General features: G+C 70.5%; 13 protein-coding genes. 9 read left to right on the top strand and 4 right to left on the bottom strand.

The features are described 5' to 3' along the window. Positions 1–90 precede the first annotated feature (90 nt). The 4 genes from cysS (at position 91) to AC3A5R_RS06590 (ending at position 4113) form a co-directional block, all read left to right on the top strand. Positions 91–1542 (top strand): cysteine--tRNA ligase, encoded by a 1452-nt coding sequence (cysS, locus tag AC3A5R_RS06605; RefSeq protein ID WP_487619931.1) that lies wholly within the window; start codon positions 91–93, stop codon positions 1540–1542. Between the two features lie 30 nt (positions 1543–1572). Further along, on the top strand, positions 1573–2538 hold the full coding sequence (rlmB, locus tag AC3A5R_RS06600; RefSeq protein WP_487619930.1) for a 23S rRNA (guanosine(2251)-2'-O)-methyltransferase RlmB: 966 nt from the start codon (positions 1573–1575) through the stop codon (positions 2536–2538). 179 nt (positions 2539–2717) lie between these two features. Further along, positions 2718–3572: a DUF929 family protein gene (locus AC3A5R_RS06595; RefSeq protein WP_487619929.1), complete on the top strand. Its 855-nt coding sequence runs from the start codon at positions 2718–2720 to the stop codon at positions 3570–3572. A 4-nt stretch (positions 3573–3576) separates the two neighbouring features. Beyond that, complete coding sequence (locus AC3A5R_RS06590; RefSeq protein WP_487619928.1) at positions 3577–4113, top strand: vitamin K epoxide reductase family protein; 537 nt, start codon at positions 3577–3579, stop codon at positions 4111–4113. Positions 4114–4131: 18 nt separating this feature from the next. Here the strand turns inward: AC3A5R_RS06590 and AC3A5R_RS06585 are convergent, their stop codons facing one another. Both AC3A5R_RS06585 and AC3A5R_RS06580 read right to left on the bottom strand, forming a co-directional pair. After that, the gene (locus tag AC3A5R_RS06585) at positions 4132–5376 is read right to left on the bottom strand and encodes a DUF4032 domain-containing protein (protein ID WP_487619927.1); all 1245 of its coding nucleotides are present in this window, start codon (positions 5374–5376) and stop codon (positions 4132–4134) included. Between the two features lie 159 nt (positions 5377–5535). Further along, positions 5536–6639, bottom strand: a complete 1104-nt coding sequence (locus AC3A5R_RS06580; RefSeq protein ID WP_487619926.1) for an ABC transporter ATP-binding protein — start codon at positions 6637–6639, stop codon at positions 5536–5538. A 278-nt stretch (positions 6640–6917) separates the two neighbouring features. Between AC3A5R_RS06580 and AC3A5R_RS06575 the strand changes: the two genes are divergently transcribed. The 5 genes from AC3A5R_RS06575 to AC3A5R_RS06555 all read left to right on the top strand — a co-directional run bounded on the left by AC3A5R_RS06575 (position 6918) and on the right by AC3A5R_RS06555 (position 13779). Next, complete coding sequence (locus AC3A5R_RS06575) at positions 6918–8240, top strand: sugar ABC transporter substrate-binding protein (protein ID WP_487619925.1); 1323 nt, start codon at positions 6918–6920, stop codon at positions 8238–8240. 147 nt (positions 8241–8387) lie between these two features. After that, complete coding sequence (locus AC3A5R_RS06570) at positions 8388–9932, top strand: ABC transporter permease subunit (RefSeq protein ID WP_487619924.1); 1545 nt, start codon at positions 8388–8390, stop codon at positions 9930–9932. Beyond that, on the top strand, positions 9932–10876 hold the full coding sequence (locus AC3A5R_RS06565; protein ID WP_487619923.1) for a sugar ABC transporter permease: 945 nt from the start codon (positions 9932–9934) through the stop codon (positions 10874–10876). Before AC3A5R_RS06570 ends, AC3A5R_RS06565 begins: the two co-directional genes overlap by 1 nt. Further along, positions 10873–12765, top strand: a complete 1893-nt coding sequence (locus tag AC3A5R_RS06560; RefSeq protein WP_487619922.1) for a glycoside hydrolase family 13 protein — start codon at positions 10873–10875, stop codon at positions 12763–12765. Before AC3A5R_RS06565 ends, AC3A5R_RS06560 begins: the two co-directional genes overlap by 4 nt. Then, complete coding sequence (locus AC3A5R_RS06555; RefSeq protein ID WP_487619921.1) at positions 12766–13779, top strand: LacI family DNA-binding transcriptional regulator; 1014 nt, start codon at positions 12766–12768, stop codon at positions 13777–13779. A 7-nt stretch (positions 13780–13786) separates the two neighbouring features. Here the strand turns inward: AC3A5R_RS06555 and otsB are convergent, their stop codons facing one another. Beyond that, positions 13787–14587, bottom strand: coding sequence for a trehalose-phosphatase (gene otsB / locus AC3A5R_RS06550; protein ID WP_487619920.1), 801 nt, complete (start codon positions 14585–14587; stop codon positions 13787–13789). Then, the gene (locus AC3A5R_RS06545; protein ID WP_487619919.1) at positions 14584–16113 is read right to left on the bottom strand and encodes an alpha,alpha-trehalose-phosphate synthase (UDP-forming); all 1530 of its coding nucleotides are present in this window, start codon (positions 16111–16113) and stop codon (positions 14584–14586) included. Before AC3A5R_RS06545 ends, otsB begins: the two co-directional genes overlap by 4 nt. Positions 16114–16326: the final 213 nt, after the last annotated feature.

The following is a 16326-nucleotide window of genomic DNA, read 5'->3' as shown; positions in this document are numbered from 1 at the left end:
GGATGGGCGTGACGGAGTGCTCTCTCGATCGGGGGTGGGCGCTCGTCGGCGCGTCCGGAGGGGTGCTCGTGCGCCGATAGACTGCGGCGGGTGAGCCTACGACTGTTCGACACCGCCACCCGGGAGCTGCGCGACTTCACGCCGCGCGAGGCCGGCAAGGTCGGCATGTACATCTGTGGGCTCACGACCCAGGGCGCCCCGCACATCGGGCACATCCGCTTCGCCGTCGCGTTCGACGTGCTTCGCCGCTGGCTCGAGACCGGCCACGGCTACGAGGTCACCCTCGTGCGCAACGTCACCGACATCGACGACAAGGTGCTGCGCAAGGCCGCCGACTCCGGCGAGGACTGGTTCGCGCTCAGCTACCGCAACGAGCGGCTGACGACCCTCGCTCTCGACGCGCTCGGCGTCGAGCCCGCGTCCTACGAGCCGCGAGCCACCGGCCACGTGCCCGACATGGTGTCGCTCATGGAGACCCTCGTCGAGAAGGGCCACGCCTACCCGGCGCCGGACGGCTCCGGCGACGTGTACTTCGACGTGCGCTCCTGGCCCGAGTACGGGTCGCTGTCCAACCAGTCGATCGACGACATGGTCGCGGCCGAGGACGCCGACCCGCGGGGCAAGCGCGACCCCCGCGACTTCGCGCTGTGGAAGGGCCGCAAGGCCCAGGAGCCCGAGACCGCCTCGTGGCCGACGCCGTTCGGCGCGGGCCGACCCGGCTGGCACCTCGAGTGCTCGGCCATGGCGCGGCGCTGGCTCGGCGAGGAGTTCGACATCCACGGCGGTGGCATCGACCTGCGCTTCCCGCACCACGAGAACGAGCTCGCGCAGTCGCGCGCCGCCGGCCTCGGCTTCGCCCGGTACTGGCTCCACAACGCGTGGGTCACGGTCAAGGGCCAGAAGATGGGCAAGTCGCTCGGCAACGCCCTCGAGGTGCGCCACCTGCTCGAGACGACGCGTCCGCTCGTGCTGCGCTACTTCCTGACGGCCGCGCACTACCGCTCGACGATCGAGTACCACCCGGGCTCGCTCGAGGAGGCGGCCGCAGCGGTCGAGCGCATCGAGGGCTTCCTCGAGCGGGCCGCGCGCCGTGGCGACGTCCTGGCGGCTGCCGCCGGCTCGACGCTGCCGGCCGAGTTCGTCGCCTCGATGGACGACGACCTCGGGGTGTCCGGGGCGCTCGCCGTCGTCCACGACACCGTGCGCGCCGGCAACACGGCCCTCGACGACGCCGACGACGAGGCCGCGCTCGCTGCCGCCGCATCGGTCGTCGCCATGGCCGACGTGCTCGGTGTCAACCCGCTCGCCCCCCACTGGGGCGGCACCCATCGCGGCAGCGACGCCGCGGCCGAGTCCGCGCTCGAGGTCCTCGTCCGCGTCCAGCTCGACGCACGCCAGCACGCCCGCCAGGAGCGCGACTTCGCCCGCGCCGACGAGATCCGCGACGCGCTCGTGGCCGCCGGCATCACCATCACCGACACGCCCTCGGGCGCGGAGTGGTCGCTCGCGCGGCCCGAGCGCACCGAGGCCGCGGCGGACTGACCGCCGACCCACCCGAACCGAAGGACTCCCATGCCAGGCAACTCCCAGCGACGCGGCGCCGTCCGCAAGGGCGGCAAGAAGCTGTCCGTCGGCTCCGGCGGCCAGCGCCGCCGTGGCCTCGAGGGCAAGGGCCCCACGCCGAAGGCGGCCGACCGCGAGTACCACCCCGCGCACAAGCGGGCCAAGACCGCGGCCAAGCGCGCGGGCTCCGGCTCGGCCGGCACGCGCGCCGCCGGCCGGCCCAGGAGCCGGAGCAAGGCCTCCAGCGAGATGGTCTACGGGCGCAACTCCGTCGTCGAGGCGCTGCGCGCCGAGGTGCCGGTGGCCACGATGTACGTCGCCACCCGCATCGACACCGACGACCGCGTCCGCGAGGCCCTCAAGCTGGCCACGGAGCGGGGCCTGGCCATCCTCGAGACGCCGCGCGGCGAGCTCGACCGGCTCACCGACGGCGGCGTGCACCAGGGCCTCGCGCTGCAGGTGCCGCCCTACGACTACGCCGACCCGGCCGACCTCGTCGACCCCGAGATGCCCGGCATCCCGCTCGTCGTGGCCCTCGACGGCATCACCGACCCCCGCAACCTCGGCGCGATCGTCCGCTCGGTCGCCGCGTTCGGGGGCCACGGCGTCGTCGTGCCGGAGCGGCGCTCGGTCGGCATGACGGCCTCTGCGTGGAAGACCTCCGCCGGTGCGGCGGCGCGCATCCCCGTCGCCAAGGCGAGCAACCTCACGCGTGCGCTCGAGGAGTTCAAGAAGGCCGGCTTCTTCGTCCTCGGCCTCGACATGGACGGCGACGTCGAGCTGCCCGACCTGACGCTCGCCACCGAGCCGCTCGTCATCGTCACCGGCTCGGAGGGCAAGGGCCTGTCGCGGCTGGTCCGCGAGACGTGCGACCAGATCGTGTCGATCCCGATGAGCTCGGCCGTCGAGTCGCTCAACGCCGGGCTCGCCACGGGCGTCACGTTGTACGAGGTGGCCCGGCAGCGGCGTCGGTGACGCGATCGTGACAGCGCGGGCCGCGTCCGGGGGAACTCCCCGGGTGCGCCCGACGCTGGTCAGAATGTCGTCGGTAGAGTGAGGCGGGCCGCACTACGTCCTGTAGTAGCGGTCGGCAGTCGGCAGGCAGTGCGCGGGTTGCCGCGCATCGAGTGGCGGATCGAGTGAAGGACGCAGACGTGGGCAAGAGCAGCAGGGCCGATACCGCCGCACGCGCGGCGCAGATGCGCGCCGAGGTGGAGCGCAAGGAGCGCCAGCGCAAGCAGGTCATCGCGGCCGTCGTCGCCGTGGTCGTCGTCATCGTGGCCGTCGTCGTCGGGATCGCCGTGTCGAACCGGCCGAAGCCCGCCCCCGCGGCCAGCGGCGCCGACGCGGCGCTGTCGTCCCTCGTGTCGCTGCCGCAGGCCACGCTCGACGCGTCGGCCACGCCCGACCCGAACTTCGCCCCGGCCAAGCTCGAGGGCGGCACGCCGCTGACCCAGGACGGCAAGCCGAAGGTGCTCTACGTCGGCGCCGAGTACTGCCCGTTCTGCGCCATGGAGCGCTGGGCCCTCATCGGTGCGCTGGCCCGGTTCGGCACCTTCAGCGGCCTGACACCGACGACGAGCTCGTCGAGCGACGTGCACCCCGACACCCCGACGTGGTCCTTCGCCAAGGCGAAGTACACGAGCGACGTCCTGGCCCTGGAGGCCATCGAGACCCAGGACCGCAACCAGCAGCCGCTGCAGACGCTCGAGGGCGAGAACCTCCAGCTGTTCCAGAAGCACAACCCCGGCGGCGGCATCCCGTGGATCGACTACGGCGGCACCAACGCGACGAGCGGTGCCACGGTCGACGCCAACGTCATCGACGGCAAGACCTACGACCAGATCATCGCCGGCATCAAGGACCCGAACTCCGCGATCGGCAAGACGATGAACCCGGCGATCAACCTCATCACCGCGCAGCTGTGCCAGATGACGGGCGGCAAGCCGACGAACGTGTGCACGTCGAGCGGCGTCATGACGGCCTCGGTCCTGCTCAAGAAGAAGTGACGCCGTGAGCCGCATCGAGCAGAGCGGCGAGAAGTCCGTCGCGGCAGCGGCCGCGACCCGCCCCGGACGCGTCCGGCCGGCGTGGCTCGCCCCGAGCACCCTCGCGCTCACCGTCGTCGGGCTCGGGGTGTCGGTCTACCTCACGGTCGAGCACTTCACGAACAACGCGACGCTCGCCTGCAGCATCGGTGGGGTCGTCGACTGCGCCAAGGTGACGACCAGCGCCTGGAGCACGTTCATGGGCGTCCCCGTGGCGCTGCTGGGGCTCGTCTTCTTCCTCGTCCTGCTGCCGCTCGTGTGGCCCTCGACGTGGCGCAGGCGGGCCGGCTGGCTCGACGCGGTCCGCCTCGGTTGGCTCACCGTCGGCCTCGGCATGGTGCTCTACCTCGTCTGGGCCGAGCTCTACCGGATCCACGCGATCTGCCTGTGGTGCACGGCCGTCCACGTCGTGACGTTCCTGCTGTGGGTCCTCGTGCTCTTCGGCCAGATCCTGTCCGGGCCGGCCGACCAGGCGCCCGAGCCGGTCGACCTCGAGGCCTGAGCCCGGCCCCCTTGCGGCTCAGTCGAGCCGGCTGATGACCGGCATCTCCTCGGTGTCGACGCCGAGCACCGACTTCTCCTCCGGCTTGGCCGGCAGCACCGTCGAGAGGTAGTCGCGCACCGCTTCGTCCATCGGCACGTCGCGCCCTGCCCGCTCGCTCATGTACCACCGGTGCTCGAGCACCTCGTGGAAGATCTCGGCCGGCTCGAGGCGCCCGACGAGCGGGCGGGGCACCGACCGGACGACCGGCTCGTACACCTTCGAGAGCCACTCGTGGGCGACGATCTCTTCGTCGACGCCCTGCTGGTCGGTGGCCGCGGTGTAGGCGTCGAGGTCGTTGAGCAGGCGGCGGGCCTGGTTCTCCCCGACGTCGAGGCCGGTGAGGCGCAGCAGGCGCCGGGAGTGGTGCCCTGCGTCGACGACCTTTGGGGTGATGACGATCTCGGTGCCGCCGAAGTCGGTCGTGATCTGCAGCTCGTCGACGTCGAAGCCGAGCTCGTTGAGGCGCCGGATGCGCTCGTCGACGCGCCACCGGTCGCCGACCTCGAACCGCTCGGTGCCGGTGAGTGCGCCCCACAGCGTGTGGTACCGCTCGATGATCGAGGCCGCCACCTCGAACGGGTCGGCCGCCTCCTCGAGGAAGCCGCCGGCGTCGAGGTCCATGAGCTCGCCGGCGATGTTGACCTGGGCGATGTCGAGGTCGTGCTCGCGCTGGCCGTCGGTGAGCCGCGGGTGCAGCTCGCCGGTCTCGGCATCGACGAGGTAGGCGGCGAAGGCGCCCGCGTCGCGGCGGAAGAGCGTGTTGGACAGCGACACGTCGCCCCACCAGAACCCGTCGAGGTGCAGGCGCACGAGGAGCAGGGCCAGGGCGTCCATGAGGCGGACCGCGGTGTCGGGGCGCAGGTTCTGGCTGTAGAGCGCGCGGTAGGGCAGCGAGAACTGCAGGTGCCGGGTGATGAGGCACGCGTCGAGGGGCTCGCCGTCCTCGGTGGTGCGGCCGTGGACGACCCCGAAGGGCTCGACGCAGGGGACGTCGAGGCGACGCAGGTTGCGCAGCATCGCGTACTCGCGGTCGGCGATGTCGTCCTTGATCTCCTTGACGGCCAGGACGCGCCCGCCGAGCTTGACGAAGCGCACGACGTGGCGCGAGATGCCGCGGGGGAGAGCGGCGAGGGTGCTCTCGGGCCATTCCTCGAGGGGTGTCGACCACGGCAGGTCGAGCAGGGCCGACTCGGGGCGGGCGGTGGTGATCTCGAGCGTCACGCGCTCATCGTGGCATGCCTGCGCGACAGGCGTCGAACGGCGTCGAGCGCCGCGAGGGCCACCCGAAGGGGGCGGCAGGTCGGGGTCACGGCACCGGGCCGGCACCCGCGTGGGGTGCCGGCCCGGTGGCCGTTGCTCTCGTGCTGTGGTGCGTCGATCTCAGTCGCCGATGCGCAGGCCGCTCTCGGAGTTGAAGAGGTGGACGTGACCCTGCTTGGGCTTGAGGTGGATGGTCTGGCCCTTCTCCGGGGGGCGACGGCCGTCGACGCGGGCGATGAACGGCTTGGCCGACTCCTCCTCGCCCTCGACGTCGACCTGGTTGGCCTTGGTCGTGCCGTAGATGTACGCGTCGGCGCCGAGCTCCTCGACGACGTCGACCGTGACCGCGATGCCGTGGCCGTCCTCGGCCGGCTCGAGGTCCTCGGGGCGGACACCGATGGTGACCTCCTTGCCGGCGTCGCCGAGCAGGGTGCGCTCGACCGGGACGATGTGGCCGCCGTAGTCGACGCCTCCGTCGGTGACGGGCGCCGCGACGAGGTTCATCGCGGGCGAGCCGATGAAGCCGGCGACGAACACGTTGGCCGGGTGGTCGTACATGCGGCGCGGGGTGTCGCACTGCTGCAGGATGCCGTCCTTGAGGACCGCGACGCGGTCACCCATGGTCATGGCCTCGATCTGGTCGTGCGTGACGTAGACCGTCGTGACGCCGAGGCGGCGCTGGAGCGAGGCGATCTGGGTGCGGGTCTGGACGCGGAGCTTGGCGTCGAGGTTCGACAGCGGCTCGTCCATGAGGAAGACCTGGGGCGAGCGGACGATCGCACGGCCCATGGCGACGCGCTGGCGCTGGCCACCGGAGAGGGCCTTCGGCTTGCGGTCGAGGTAGGGCGTCAGGTCGAGGATCTTGGCGGCCTCCTCGACGCGCTTGCGGATCTCGGCCTTGTCGACGCCGGCGATCTTGAGCGCGAAGCCCATGTTGTCGGCGACGGTCATGTGTGGGTAGAGCGCGTAGTTCTGGAACACCATCGCGACGTCGCGGTCCTTGGGGGACAGGTTCGTCACGTCACGGTCGCCGATGAGGATGCGGCCGCCGTTGACCTCCTCGAGGCCGGCGAGCATGCGCAGGGACGTGGACTTGCCACACCCGGAGGGACCGACGAGGACGAGGAACTCACCGTCCGCGATCTCGATGTTGAGCTTGTCGACCGAGGGAATCGGGTTCCCGGGGTACTGACGCGTCGCGTTGTCGAACGTCACAGTTGCCATGGCTTCATTGCCTTCCTTCACCGGCAGGAACGTGCCGGACGATCCGTTGTAAAGGGCTGCCTGCCCGAGTGGGCGGGCACGGCCATCCTGCCCCATGGCCGTCTCGGTGACCAGACCCGGGTGCGGCGGGGCAGGGCTGTGGCGTCCACCGTGTCCCGACTTCGTGTCCGGAACGTTGCAAAAACTTGCTGCAAGACCCGTGGTTGGGCGTTGCAAGTTCTTGCTATCGTCTGCGCCACCGGTGGCGGCGTGTGCCACCTGGCTTCAAAGGAGAATCCATGCACAAGCGTGCGCTCGGCGCTGCTGCCGTCACGGGTGTTGCCGCCCTGGCCCTCAGCGCCTGCGGTGGGTCCAGCCCCACCACCCCGTCCAACACCGGCGGCGCCGGCACGAGCAAGCCGGCTGCCACCTCCGGCACCCCCGAGACGCCCAGCGGCACCGCGGCCCCCGTCCGCGACGCGAACGTCGACCTCGTCATCTGGACCGACGCCGACCGTTCTGCGGCCGTCCAGAAGTACGCCGACCAGTTCGCCCAGGAGAACGGCGTCTCGGTCAAGGTCCAGATCTCCACCGACGTGCGTGCGCAGTTCAAGGACGCGACGAAGGTCGGCAAGGGTCCTGACGTCATCGTCGGTGCCCACGACTGGCTCGGCGAGCTCGTCCAGAACTCGACCGTCGCCCCGATCAACCTCAGCTCCGACGTGGCGGCGAAGTTCCTCCCGAAGGCGATCGAGGCCACGAAGTTCAACGGCCAGTCCTACGGCGTCCCCTACGCCGTCGAGAACATCGGCCTCATGTACAACAAGGACCTCGTCCCGAACCCGCCGAAGACGATGGACGAGCTGGTCGCCATGGGCGAGAAGCTCGTCAAGGAGGGCAAGGCCAAGCAGGTCCTGTCGCAGTTCGTCTCCAAGGTCGGCAACGCCTACTTCGCCTACCCGTACCTGTCGGCCTTCCAGGGCGGTGGCATCTTCGGCACCAAGCCCAACGGCGACTACGACCCCAACAAGGTCATCGTCAACAGCCCCGGCTCGGTCAAGGGTGGCGAGGTCCTCGCCGACCTCGGCAAGAAGAAGGTCCTGTCGACCAACGTCGACGACACGAACCAGGACGCGCTCTTCGACACGAAGGCCGCCCCGTTCATGATCAGCGGCCCGTGGAGCGTCGCCAAGGCCAAGGACGCCGGCATCAACTACGGCATCGCCCCGCTGCCCTCGCTCACCGGCGGCGGCCCGATGCAGCCGTTCCTCGGCGTGCAGATGTTCTACGTCTCGAGCAAGGCCAAGAACGCGGCCCTCGCCCAGGAGTTCGTCACGAACTACATCCCGCGCAAGGACGTCCAGCTGGCGCTCTTCGAGGTCGGCAAGCGTCCGCCGGCCCTCAAGGAGGCCTACGACCAGGTCTCCGCGAGCGACCCCGACGTCAAGGCCTGGTACGAGGCCGGTGTCGGTGGTGCGCCGATGCCCAACATCCCCGCGATGAACTCGGTCTGGGGCCCGTTCGGCCAGGCGACCGCTGACATCATCGCCGGCAAGGCCGGTGCCCAGGCGCGTCTCGACGCCGCCGCCAAGGAGATCACCGCCAACATCGCCAAGGGCTGAGTCCCTCTGATGTGACAGGGGTTCCGGGGTCCGCCACCATGGCGGACCCCGGGACCCCGACCCCTCTCGGGGTCTCTCGGGAGTGCTGGTTCTCCCTCTACGGCATCGACGGCAACGGCGCCGCGACGGCGCAAAAGGACGTGTGACATGACCAAGCCCCTCGCGCTCGCGATCAAGTGGGTCCTCATCCTCGTGACGATGGCCGGCCTCCTGTGGATCGCCACCAAGCTGGCCCAGGCGGGCAACACCACCTTCGTCATCATCACCGGGCTCGTGGGGATGGGCATCCTCGCGGTCTACGCGACGCGGCGCGCGGTGCCACTGAAGTACCTCGTCCCCGGCCTGATCTTCATGGCGCTGTTCCAGCTGTGGCCGGTGCTCTACACGGCGGCGCTGTCCACGACGAACTACGGCGACGGACACCTCTACAGCAAGGAGGCGTCGGTCAGCGACATCATCGCCCAGTCGGTGCGTGAGGTGCCCGACACCCCGCGCTACAAGATGTCGATCGCCACGAAGGAGGGCGGCGACCCCGCCACCGCGGACCTCGTGCTGCTGCTGACCAAGCCCGACGGCTCGATGTACGTCGGCGACAAGGAGGGCCTGCAGCCGCTGCCCGCCACCGGGGTCGAGAAGACCTCCATCGGAAAGATCACCAGGGCGCCGGGCTACACCGTCCTCAACGCCAAGCAGGCCAACGCGCGGAGCAAGGACCTGTCCGCCATCGCCATCCCGACGTCCGACGGCGGCGGCATCAAGCCGGTCGGTCTCTCCGAGGCGTTCGAGGGTCGCGCGACCGTCACCTACGACGCGAAGACCGACCGACTCACCGACCACGCGACCCAGCCCCCGACGGTCTACGGGCCGAAGGACGCACGCTGGGTCAACGTCGCCGACGCGACGCAGTCCTATCCGCAGGGCTGGAAGGAGAGCATCGGCCTGGCCAACTACACGCGCATCTTCACCGATGACACCATCCGCAGCGGCTTCCTCGGGATCTTCGTCTGGAACGTCGTCTTCGCCATCGTGTCGGTGCTCTCGACGTTCCTGCTCGGCATGCTCATCGCGCTGCTCTTCAACGACCCGCGCCTCAAGGGCAAGGCCATCTACCGGTCGCTGCTGATCCTGCCCTACGCCCTGCCCGGCTTCGTCACGGCGCTGGTGTGGAAGGGCATGTTCAACCAGGACTACGGCATCATCAACCAGACGCTGCACATCGGCGTCGACTGGCTCGGCTCCGACGCCGGAGCCAAGGCCGCCATCCTCATCACGAACCTCTGGCTCGGCTTCCCGTACATGTTCATCGTGTGCACGGGCGCCCTGCAGTCCATCCCGCAGGACGTGCGCGAGGCCGCGACCATCGACGGCGCCAACGCCTTCCGCACACTGCGCTCGATCATCATGCCGCTGCTGCTCGTCGCGGTCGGCCCGCTGCTGCTCGCGTCGTTCGCCTTCAACTTCAACAACTTCGGTCTGATCTACCTGCTCACGAAGGGCGGACCGTTCAACGGCGCCGACACGAGCATCGGGTCGAGCGACCTGCTCATCACCTACGCGTACCGCCTGGCCTTCTCCGGCAGCGCGCCCAACTACGGCTTCGCGGCCGCGGTGTCCGTCGTCATCTTCCTGCTCGTGGCGCTGATGAGCATCCCGGGCTTCCGTCGCACCAAGGCTCTCGAGGAGGTCAACTGATGTCGACCGTCAACCCCCCGGTTCCCGCTGACCCCCGCCTGGACGCCCGCGTCGAAGTCGAGACCGGCACGCGCGTGCCGAGCTCGCCCAAGCGTCGCGGCCTCGGCGGCTCGGTGTGGTGGCGCCACGCCCTCGGGATCGTCGCCCTCATGTGGGCCCTCTTCCCGATCCTGTTCATCTACTCGGCCGCCACGAACCCGAGTGGCACCCTCAACACGGCGAGCCTGTGGCCCTCCGGCTTCTCGACGAAGAACTTCACCGCCCTGTTCAACGACCCGTCGCGCCCGTTCTGGACCTGGTACAAGAACTCGATGATCATCTCGTTCTCGGGGGCGCTGCTGGCCGTCTTCATCGGCGCGTGCGCGGCGTTCGCCTTCTCGCGACTGCGGTTCAAGGGTCGCCGCCCCGGGATGATGTTCCTCCTGCTCACGACGTTCTTCCCGGCGCTGCTGGCCATCGTCGCGATGTACATCATCTTCGCCGGCATCAGCGACGTGCTGCCGGCCATCGGCCTCAACACGACCACGGGCCTGATCCTCGCCTACCTCGGCGGTGCGCTCGGCGCGAACGTCTGGCTGCTCAAGGGCTATTTCGACACGGTCCCGCGCGAGCTCGACGAGGCGGCGATCGTCGACGGTGCGAGCCATGCCCGGATCTTCTTCACCATGACCCTGCGCCTCGTCATGCCGATCCTCGTCACGGTGTTCATGCTCGTCTTCGTCGGCCTCTACGGCGAGTTCATGCTCGCCAGCGTGTTCCTCACCGACGTCGACCAGCAGACGCTCGGCGTCGGCCTCTACGGCATGACTCTAGGCAACGACGCGAACACCCTCTTCGGGCGGTTCACGGCCGGCGCGCTGCTCGGCTCCATTCCCGTCATGCTGCTCTACCTGGCCTTCCAGAAGCAGCTCGTCGGTGGCCTCACCACGGGCTCCGTCAAGTGAGTCCGAGCCCCGCACCGATCACCACCCTCCTGTCCGAACCGCACCACGACGGCTCCGCCCGTTACGTCTCCAACCTCGCGCCACGGCTCGGCGACACCGTCGACGTGCTCGTGCGAGTGCCGCTCGAGTGCGAGGTCGACGCCGTGCACGTGCGCACGTCACCCGACGGCGAGCAGCAGTTCGCCAAAGCGCGTCTCGTGCGCACGACGGCGACCGACGCGTGGTGGAAGGCGAGCCTCGTCTGCCACAACCCGGTGACGAACTACCGCTTCCTGCTCGCGGGCGGCCCGACGAAGTACGCGTGGCTCAACGGCACCGGCGTGCAGCTGCGCGACGTGCCCGATGCCAGCGACTTCCGTCTCGTCGCGCACGACAAGCCGGCCCCGGCGTGGGCCGAGGGCTCCGTCGTCTACCAGATCTTCCCCGACCGGTTCGCGCGGTCGGCGCGGGCCGACCGGCGCACGCTGCCCGACTGGGCGGTGCCGGCGTCGTGGGACGACCCGGTCGACACGAGCCCGGGCGTCATCGCCCACCAGCTCTACGGCGGCGACCTCGACGGCATCGTGGAGCACCTCGACCACCTCGAGTCGCTCGGTGTCGACGTCGTGTACCTGACTCCGTTCTTCCCGGGGCGCTCCAACCACCGCTACGACGCGTCCTCCTTCGAGGCGGTCGACACCCTCCTCGGCGGCGACGCGGCCCTGCGGCGTCTGACCACGGCCGCGCACGAGCGGGGCATGAAGGTGCTCGGCGACTTCACGACGAACCACACGGGCGACACCCACGAGTGGTTCCTCACGGCGTCCGGGCCCAGCGGGAAGAGCACGCCCGAGCGTGACTACTACATCTGGGAGGGCGGCAAGTACGTCTCCTGGCTCGGCGTGCCCTCGCTGCCCAAGCTCAACCACCTCAACCGCGACCTGCGCCGGCGCCTGTTCGAGGACCGCTCGGGCGTCGTGCGCAAGTGGCTCAGCCGTTCCGGCGGCCTCGACGGCTGGCGCGTCGACGTCGCCAACATGACCGGTCGCTGGCGTGCCACCGACGTCAACCACGAGGTCGCCGCGCAGATGCGTGACGCCCTGGGCCGCTGGGCCCCGGAGGCGCTCCTCGTCGGCGAGCACGTCCACGACTACACGGTGGACATGCCGGGCGACGGCTGGCACGGCGTCATGAACTACGCCGGGTTCTGCAAGCCGGTGTGGACCTGGCTGCGCGACGACACCGGCGACCCGAACTTCCTCGGTGCGCCGGTGCCAGTGCCGCTGCTCGACGCAGGCGCCGTGGTCGAGACGATGCGCGACTTCACCTCGCGCATCGCGTGGTCCTCGCTCGTGCACTCGTTCAACCTCGTCGGCTCGCACGACGCGACGCGCGTGCGCACCCTCGTCGGCGACGACGACCGCATGGTCGACGCGGCGGCCGGACTGCTCTTCACGCTGCCCTCGATGCCGATGCTGACCTACGGTGACGAGATCGGCATGGAGGGCTCCTTCGGCGAGGACGGCCGCCGTCCCATGCCTTGGGACGAGTCTCGTTGGGACGCAAGGATCCTGGCTGCCTACCGCGGCCTGATCGCGGCGCGCCGGCGCTCGGTCGCGCTGCGGCGCGGCGGCCTGCGCTGGGTCCACGCGTCGGGTGACGCCATCGTGTTCCTGCGCGAAACCGCCGACGAGGTCGCCCTCGTGCACGTCGCCCGGGCGGCCCACGAGCCCGTCGTCGTCGACCGTCGCCACCTCGGCGGCATCGAGAACGGCACGTCGGCGTACGGACCGGCTCCGAAGCTCGGCGCGCGTGCTGTCACACTGTCGGCGAGCGCGCCGGGAGTGCGCATCTGGACGTGGAAGCCCACCGACGGCGGGGCCAAGCACGTCCGACGTAAGGGGGTCTAGGTGAAGGCACGGCTGCGCGACATCGCCGAGCAGGCGAACGTGTCCGAGGCGACGGTGTCGCGCGTGCTCAACGGCAAGCCCGGGGTGGCGGAGTCGACGAAGCAGGCGGTGCTCACCGCCCTCGACGTCCTGGGCTACGATCGGCCGAGCCGCCTGCGCCGCAAGAGCGCCGGGCTCGTCGGGCTGATCGTGCCCGAGCTGACCAACCCGATCTTCCCGGCGTTCGCCCAGATCATCGAGAACTCCCTCGCCCAGAACGGCTACACGCCGGTGCTCTGCACCCAGGTGGCCGGGGGAGTCCACGAGGACGACTACGTCCAGATGCTCCTCGAGCGCGGTGTGGCCGGCATCATCTTCATCTCCGGCCTGCACGCCGACACGACGACCGACCCCGACCGCTACGTCGCGCTGCGCGACCGGGGCCTGCCGCTCGTCCTCGTCAACGGCTACATCGAGGGCGTCGACGCGCCGTTCATCAGCAACGACGACGTCGCCTCGATGGGCCTGGCGCTCGAGCACCTCGTCGCGCTCGGTCACCGCGAGATCGGCCTGGCGGTCGGCCCGGACCGGTACGTGCCGGTCATCCGCAAGATCGCCGGCTTCCGCCACTCGATGCAGGAGCTGACCGGGCGCTCGGACGTCGACGACCTCATCGAGCGCTCGCTGTTCTCCGTCGAGGGCGGGGCCACCGCGGCCGGGCGGCTGCTCGACCGCGGCGCCACAGCCGTCGTGTGCGGGTCCGACCTCATGGCGCTGGGCGCGATCCGCGAGGCTCGCAAGCGTGGCCTGCAGGTGCCGCGCGACTTCTCGGTCGTCGGCTACGACGACTCGACGCTCATCGCCTTCACCGACCCGCCGCTGACGACGGTGCGCCAGAGCGTCAACGCGATGAGCGCCGCCACGGTGCGGGCCCTTCTCGACGAGATCGCTGGGCAGCCTTCTCCCCGTGCGGAGTACGTGTTCCGGCCCGAGCTCGTCGTGCGCGGGTCGACGGGCGCTGCCCGCCACCGCTGACCGCCGGTCAGTCGGTGGCGGCCGCCCGGCGTCGCTCGAGCAGGGTGTCGAGGAACCGGGCGACGGCGGGCTCGTCGTCGAGGCGGTAGCGCGCCGCCGTTGAGCCGGTGCCGACCTTGACCGTGACGTCCTCCGGTCGGGTCATCCGCATGAAGGCGTCCTCGTCGGTGACGTCGTCGCCGAGGTAGACCCGTGCGGTGGCGCCGACCGCGCGCCCGAGGGCCGTGACGGCGGATCCCTTGTCCGCGTGGGAGACCGACAGCTCGAGCACCGACTTGCCCTTGAGCACCTTGACGCCCTCGTGGTCGAGCGCGACGCGTCGGGCGTCGGCGATGGCGGCGTCGCCGACGTCCTTGGGCAGACCGCGGGTGTGCACCACGACGGCCGCGGACTTGTACTCGATTCCGGCGTCGGGGTGACGCTCCTTGACGAGGGTCTCGATGTCGGACCGAAGCTCGGCCAGCGTGGCCTCGTCCTCGGGCGTGACCGCTGCGGCCTCCATCGCGGCCCGCACGTGCTCGTCCGAGGACTCTGCGCCGTGGCTGGCGATGAGGACGATCGGCTCGTCCTCCGTGAGCCCGGTCAGGGTGCGCAGGGTGTCGAGGTCGCGGCCCGACACGACGGCCACGCGCACGCCGGGCAGGCCGGCGAGCGCGCGGAGCGTGTCGACGGTGCCCGGCAGCGGCAGCGCCTTCATGGGGTCGGCGTCGAACGGCGCGAGCACGCCGTCGAAGTCGGTGGCCACGAGCAGCGTCGACGCGGCAGCGACGCCGCCGAGGGCGTCCTCGGGCGACGAGGCGGCGCTCATCGGCCGCCCCCCTCACGCATCGGCTCCGAGGCGCCGTCGGGTGAGGAGACGTGTGCGGCAGAAGAGTCCGCTTGCTCCTCGCTCGACCGGGTCGAGCCTCCCGCAGGCGGCTGCGGCACGTCCGGCGCGGCATCGAGCGCTGCGAGGTAGCGCGCCGCCCACCGCTGCACGTCGTGGTCGGCGACGCGTCGGCGCAGCGCCCGCATGATGCGCTGCTTGTCCTTGGCCGGGGTGTTGATGGCGCGCAGGATGGTCTGCTTGAGGCCCTCGATGTCGTGCGGGTTGCACGCGAACGCCTGGTGCAGCTCGTGCCAGGCGCCGGTGAACTCCGACAGCACGAGCGCGCCGCCCAGGTCGTGGCGGCACGTGACGTACTCCTTGGCCACGAGGTTCATGCCGTCGCGCAGAGGCGTCACGAGCATGACGTCGGCGGCCTGGAAGAGGGCCGCCATCTCCTCGCGCGGGTAGGAGTGGTGCAGGTAGTGCACGGCTGGGGCGCCGATCTTGGCGAGGTCGCCGTTGATGCGTCCGACCGTCTGCTCGATCTCGTTGCGCAGCGTGCGGTAGGCCTCGACGCGCTCGCGGCTCGGTGTCGCCACCTGCACGAGGGTCACCTCGGGCGGGCCGATGCGTCGCTCGCCCAGCAGCTCCTCATAGGCCTTGAGCCGGTGCCTGATGCCCTTGGTGTAGTCGAGGCGGTCGACGCCGAGCATGAGCACCTCGGGATCGCCCAGGCTCGAGCGGATCTCGCGGGCCCGCGCCATGACGTCGGGTCGCTTCGCAAGCTCCTCGAGGCCGTGGAAGTCGACGGAGATGGGGATGGCCGATGCCCGCACCCGTCGGTTCTGGCCCTCGACCGTGACGAGGTCCCGCTTCGTGGGCGCGCCGAGCAGCTGACGGCAGGCCCGCACGAAGTTGCGGGCGTCGGCCTGGCGCTGGAAGCCGAGGAAGTCGGCCCCGAGCAGGCCCTCGAGCAGCTGGGCGCGCCAGGGCAGCTGGGCGAAGAGCTCGACGGGCGGGAAGGGGATGTGGTTGAACCAGCCGATCCGCACGTCGGGCCGCAGCCGGCGTACGAGGGCGGGGACGAGCTGCAGCTGGTAGTCCTGCACCCACACCCGGGCGCCCTCGGCGGCCACGTCGGCCACCGCCCGTGCGAACCGCTCGTTGACGGCGCGGTAGGCAGCCCACCACTCCCGGTGGAAGGTCGCCGGCACGATGACGTCGTGGTAGATCGGCCACAGGGTGTCGTTGGAAAAACCCTCGTAGTAGTCGCGGATCTCGTCGGCCGACAGCGCCACCGGGTGCAGGTGGATGCCGTCCTCGTCGAAGGGCTCGGGCGCCTCTCCGGAGTCGCCGGCCCAGCCCACCCACGCGCCGGGCTGCGTGCGCATCACCGACTCCATGGCCGTGACGAGGCCGCCGGGGGAGCGGCGCCACTCGATCTCGCCGTCGTCGAGGATCACCTTGTCGACGGGGAGGCGGTTCGCGGCGATGACGAGGTCGAAGGTCTGCCGTTCGGGCGGCACCGGGGATCAGCTCCTGTGGTCGAGGGGACGGCTGCGCGGCCACCGTCCGGCATACCCACGTCGGCGCCGGGTGGAGCGGGCAGGGTGCGATCTCACTCTAACGAGCGAACGGTGGCGCCCTGTCCGGTGTCGCTCTAGGGTCGAGTCAGGGCACCGCGCCGCGTCGTCGACGACGACACGCGTCGGGGCACTCACCCGAGGTGAAGGAGGTCG

The sequence above is a fragment of the Intrasporangium sp. Soil_C_50 genome (assembly GCF_057656595.1).
This window is presented reverse-complemented; position numbering and strand designations above follow the sequence as displayed.

Coding starts and splice junctions, on each gene's coding strand:
- AC3A5R_RS06575 (WP_487619925.1), top strand. CDS start 6,918: ATGCACAAGCGTGCGCTCGGCGCTGCTGCCGTCACGGGTGTTGCCGCC.
- rlmB (WP_487619930.1), top strand. CDS start 1,573: ATGCCAGGCAACTCCCAGCGACGCGGCGCCGTCCGCAAGGGCGGCAAG.
- AC3A5R_RS06565 (WP_487619923.1), top strand. CDS start 9,932: ATGTCGACCGTCAACCCCCCGGTTCCCGCTGACCCCCGCCTGGACGCC.
- AC3A5R_RS06570 (WP_487619924.1), top strand. CDS start 8,388: ATGACCAAGCCCCTCGCGCTCGCGATCAAGTGGGTCCTCATCCTCGTG.
- AC3A5R_RS06580 (WP_487619926.1), bottom strand. CDS start 6,639: ATGGCAACTGTGACGTTCGACAACGCGACGCGTCAGTACCCCGGGAAC.
- otsB (WP_487619920.1), bottom strand. CDS start 14,587: ATGAGCGCCGCCTCGTCGCCCGAGGACGCCCTCGGCGGCGTCGCTGCC.